The organism is Streptococcus jiangjianxini (genome assembly GCF_040225085.1).
Lineage (GTDB): Bacteria > Bacillota > Bacilli > Lactobacillales > Streptococcaceae > Streptococcus > Streptococcus jiangjianxini.
In genome coordinates, this window is sequence record NZ_JBEHGL010000035.1 from 1 (window position 1) to 5,053 (window position 5,053).

1 tRNA gene and 3 rRNA genes are annotated in these 5,053 nt (G+C 49.6%); all 4 read left to right on the forward strand.

The features are described from left to right. Window positions 1-106: 106 nt before the first annotated feature. The 4 genes from ABP870_RS10325 (at window position 107) to rrf (ending at window position 5,053) form a co-directional block, all read left to right on the forward strand. Window positions 107-1,666: ribosomal RNA gene (locus tag ABP870_RS10325) — 16S ribosomal RNA — on the forward strand. A gap of 54 nt (window positions 1,667-1,720) precedes the next feature. Further along, window positions 1,721-1,793: transfer RNA gene (locus tag ABP870_RS10330), tRNA-Ala, on the forward strand. A gap of 150 nt (window positions 1,794-1,943) precedes the next feature. Further along, window positions 1,944-4,848 (forward strand): 23S ribosomal RNA (locus ABP870_RS10335). Between the two features lie 89 nt (window positions 4,849-4,937). After that, window positions 4,938-5,053 (forward strand): 5S ribosomal RNA (gene rrf / locus ABP870_RS10340). Together the 16S, 23S and 5S rRNA genes with 1 tRNA gene alongside form the textbook arrangement of a ribosomal RNA operon.

Here is a 5,053-nt window from a genome sequence, read left to right on the forward strand (position 1 = left end):
CGATAAGACCTTTGAAAACTGGATAAAGAAACCAAACGTGCGGGTTACATTAAGTAACCTGTCAATAAAAGAAGAAAAAGTCAGATGATATCTGACTGAGTACAGTTCAAATGAGAGTTTGATCCTGGCTCAGGACGAACGCTGGCGGCGTGCCTAATACATGCAAGTGGAACGCATTTATAACAACCGTAGCTTGCTACACTTGATATAAATGAGTCGCGAACGGGTGAGTAACGCGTAGGTAACCTACCTTTAAGCGGGGGATAACTATTGGAAACGATAGCTAATACCGCATAAGAGGAGCTAACTCATGTTAGCTTTTTAAAAGGTGCAATTGCACCACTTAGAGATGGACCTGCGTTGTATTAGCTAGTTGGTAAGGTAACGGCTTACCAAGGCTTCGATACATAGCCGACCTGAGAGGGTGATCGGCCACACTGGGACTGAGACACGGCCCAGACTCCTACGGGAGGCAGCAGTAGGGAATCTTCGGCAATGGGGGGAACCCTGACCGAGCAACGCCGCGTGAGTGAAGAAGGTTTTCGGATCGTAAAGCTCTGTTATAAGCGAAGAACGGGAGTAAGAGTGGAAAGTTTACTCTGTGACGGTAGCTTATCAGAAAGGGACGGCTAACTACGTGCCAGCAGCCGCGGTAATACGTAGGTCCCGAGCGTTGTCCGGATTTATTGGGCGTAAAGCGAGCGCAGGTGGTTTAATAAGTCTGAAGTTAAAGGCAGTGGCTCAACCATTGTACGCTTTGGAAACTGTTAAACTTGAGTGCAGAAGGGGAGAGTGGAATTCCATGTGTAGCGGTGAAATGCGTAGATATATGGAGGAACACCGGTGGCGAAAGCGGCTCTCTGGTCTGTAACTGACACTGAGGCTCGAAAGCGTGGGTAGCGAACAGGATTAGATACCCTGGTAGTCCACGCCGTAAACGATGAGTGCTAGGTGTTGGGTCCTTTCCGGGACTCAGTGCCGCAGCTAACGCATTAAGCACTCCGCCTGGGGAGTACGACCGCAAGGTTGAAACTCAAAGGAATTGACGGGGGCCCGCACAAGCGGTGGAGCATGTGGTTTAATTCGAAGCAACGCGAAGAACCTTACCAGGTCTTGACATCCCGATGCCCGCTCTAGAGATAGAGTTTTACTTTCTGTACATCGGAGACAGGTGGTGCATGGTTGTCGTCAGCTCGTGTCGTGAGATGTTGGGTTAAGTCCCGCAACGAGCGCAACCCCTATTGTTAGTTGCCATCATTGAGTTGGGCACTCTAGCGAGACTGCCGGTAATAAACCGGAGGAAGGTGGGGATGACGTCAAATCATCATGCCCCTTATGACCTGGGCTACACACGTGCTACAATGGTCGGTACAACGAGTTGCGAACTGGTGACAGTCAGCTAATCTCTTAAAGCCGATCTCAGTTCGGATTGTAGGCTGCAACTCGCCTACATGAAGTCGGAATCGCTAGTAATCGCGGATCAGCACGCCGCGGTGAATACGTTCCCGGGCCTTGTACACACCGCCCGTCACACCACGAGAGTTTGTAACACCCGAAGTCGGTGAGGTAACCTATTAGGAGCCAGCCGCCTAAGGTGGGATGGATGATTGGGGTGAAGTCGTAACAAGGTAGCCGTATCGGAAGGTGCGGCTGGATCACCTCCTTTCTAAGGAAATGGAAGCACGTTTGGGATCTTTATTTAGTTTTGAGAGGTCTTTGTGGGGCCTTAGCTCAGCTGGGAGAGCGCCTGCTTTGCACGCAGGAGGTCAGCGGTTCGATCCCGCTAGGCTCCATTGAATCGTAAGATTCAAGATAGTCCATTGACAATTGAATATCTATATCAAATTCCACAATTTTAAAAAAGATTGTAGAAGACGTAACAAGAAAATAAACCGAAACGCTGTCATTATTAAATGAGTTTAGATCGAGAAGATCAAAAATAAGGTTAAGTTAATAAGGGCGCACGGTGGATGCCTTGGCACTAGAAGCCGATGAAGGACGTGACTAACGACGAAATGCTTTGGGGAGCTGTAAGTGAGCGCTGATCCAGAGATGTCCGAATGGGGGAACCCACTAGCTACTGGCTAGTATCCATAACTGTTAAGGTTATGAGAAGGAAGACGCAGTGAACTGAAACATCTAAGTAGCTGCAGGAAGAGAAAGCAAACGCGATTGCCTTAGTAGCGGCGAGCGAAACGGCAGAAGGGCAAACCGATGAGTTTACTCATCGGGGTTGTAGGACTGCACCATGGGACTGTAAGACATAGAGGAATGACCTGGGAAGGTCAGCCAAAGAGAGTAAAAGCCTCGTACTTGAAATGTCGAACAGCCTTAGCAGTATCCTGAGTACGGCGAGACACGCGAAATCTCGTCGGAATCTGGGAGGACCATCTCCCAACCCTAAATACTCTCTAGTGACCGATAGTGAACCAGTACCGTGAGGGAAAGGTGAAAAGCACCCCGGGAGGGGAGTGAAATAGAACCTGAAACCGTGTGCCTACAACAAGTTCGAGCCCGTTAATGGGTGAGAGCGTGCCTTTTGTAGAATGAACCGGCGAGTTACGCTATGATGCGAGGTTAAGTTGAAGAGACGGAGCCGTAGGGAAACCGAGTCTTAATAGGGCGCAATAGTATCATGGTGTAGACCCGAAACCATGTGACCTACCCATGAGCAGGTTGAAGGTGAGGTAAAACTCACTGGAGGACCGAACCAGGGCACGTTGAAAAGTGCTTGGATGACTTGTGGGTAGCGGAGAAATTCCAAACGAACTTGGAGATAGCTGGTTCTCTCCGAAATAGCTTTAGGGCTAGCGTCGATATTAAGTCTCTTGGAGGTAGAGCACTGTTTGGGTGAGGGGTCCATCCCGGATTACCAATCTCAGATAAACTCCGAATGCCAATGAGATATGATCGGCAGTCAGACTGCGAGTGCTAAGATCCGTAGTCGAAAGGGAAACAGCCCAGACCACCAGCTAAGGTCCCCAAATATATGTTAAGTGGAAAAGGATGTGGGGTTGCACAGACAACTAGGATGTTAGCTTAGAAGCAGCTATTCATTCAAAGAGTGCGTAATAGCTCACTAGTCGAGTGACCCTGCGCCGAAAATGTACCGGGGCTAAAACATATTACCGAAGCTGTGGATGACACTTATGTGTCATGGTAGGAGAGCGTTCTATGTGTGAAGAAGGTGTACCGTGAGGAGCGCTGGAACGCATAGAAGTGAGAATGCCGGTATGAGTAGCGCAAGACAGGTGAGAATCCTGTCCACCGTAAGACTAAGGTTTCCAGGGGAAGGCTCGTCCGCCCTGGGTTAGTCGGGACCTAAGGAGAGACCGAAAGGTGTATCCGATGGACAACAGGTTGATATTCCTGTACTAGAGTATATAGTGATGGAGGGACGCAGTAGGCTAACTAAACCGGACGATTGGAAGAGTCCGGCTAAACAGTGAGGCGTGGTATGAGTCAAATGCTTATACCTACAACGTTGAGCTGTGATGGGGAGCGAAGTTTAGTAGCGAAGTTAGTGATGTCACACTGCCAAGAAAAGCTTCTAGCGTTTAATTATACTCTACCCGTACCGCAAACCGACACAGGTAGTCGAGGCGAGTAGCCTCAGGTGATCGAGAGAACTCTCGTTAAGGAACTCGGCAAAATGACCCCGTAACTTCGGGAGAAGGGGTGCTGTCTAGAGACAGCCGCAGTGAATAGGCCCAAGCAACTGTTTATCAAAAACACAGCTCTCTGCTAAATCGTAAGATGATGTATAGGGGGTGACGCCTGCCCGGTGCTGGAAGGTTAAGAGGAGTGCTTAGAGTTAGACTCGAAGGTATGAATTGAAGCCCCAGTAAACGGCGGCCGTAACTATAACGGTCCTAAGGTAGCGAAATTCCTTGTCGGGTAAGTTCCGACCCGCACGAAAGGCGTAATGATTTGGGCACTGTCTCAACGAGAGACTCGGTGAAATTTTAGTACCTGTGAAGATGCAGGTTACCCGCGACAGGACGGAAAGACCCCATGGAGCTTTACTGCAGTTTGATATTGAGTATCTGTACCACATGTACAGGATAGGTAGGAGCCTACGACTTTGGGACGCCAGTTTCAAATGAGGCGCTGTTGGGATACTACCCTTGTGTTATGGCTACTCTAACCCGGATAGGTTACCCCTATCGGAGACAGTGTCTGACGGGCAGTTTGACTGGGGCGGTCGCCTCCTAAAAGGTAACGGAGGCGCCCAAAGGTTCCCTCAGAATGGTTGGAAATCATTCGCAGAGTGTAAAGGTATAAGGGAGCTTGACTGCGAGAGCTACAACTCGAGCAGGGACGAAAGTCGGGCTTAGTGATCCGGTGGTTCCGCATGGAAGGGCCATCGCTCAACGGATAAAAGCTACCCTGGGGATAACAGGCTTATCTCCCCCAAGAGTTCACATCGACGGGGAGGTTTGGCACCTCGATGTCGGCTCGTCGCATCCTGGGGCTGTAGTCGGTCCCAAGGGTTGGGCTGTTCGCCCATTAAAGCGGCACGCGAGCTGGGTTCAGAACGTCGTGAGACAGTTCGGTCCCTATCCGTCGCGGGCGTAGGAAATTTGAGAGGATCTGCTCCTAGTACGAGAGGACCAGAGTGGACTTACCGCTGGTGTACCAGTTGTCTCGCCAGAGGCATCGCTGGGTAGCTATGTAGGGAAGGGATAAGCGCTGAAAGCATCTAAGTGCGAAGCCCCCCTCAAGATGAGATTTCCCATAACGATATGTTAGTAAGAGCCCTGAGAGAAGATCAGGTAGATAGGTTAGAAGTGTAAGTGTGGTGACATATGAAGCGGACTAATACTAATCGCTCGAGGACTTATCCAAAATGAAACTGAAGGTCAATATTGACAGAGTAGCGGTAACTTGTTAGAATATAGGTATTCAATTTTGAATGGATTATCCACTCAGACGAGTTAAGTGACGATAGCCTAGGAGATACACCTGTACCCATGCCGAACACAGAAGTTAAGCCCTAGTACGCCTGAAGTAGTTGGGGGTTGCCCCCTGTTAGATAAGGTAGTTGCTTAGC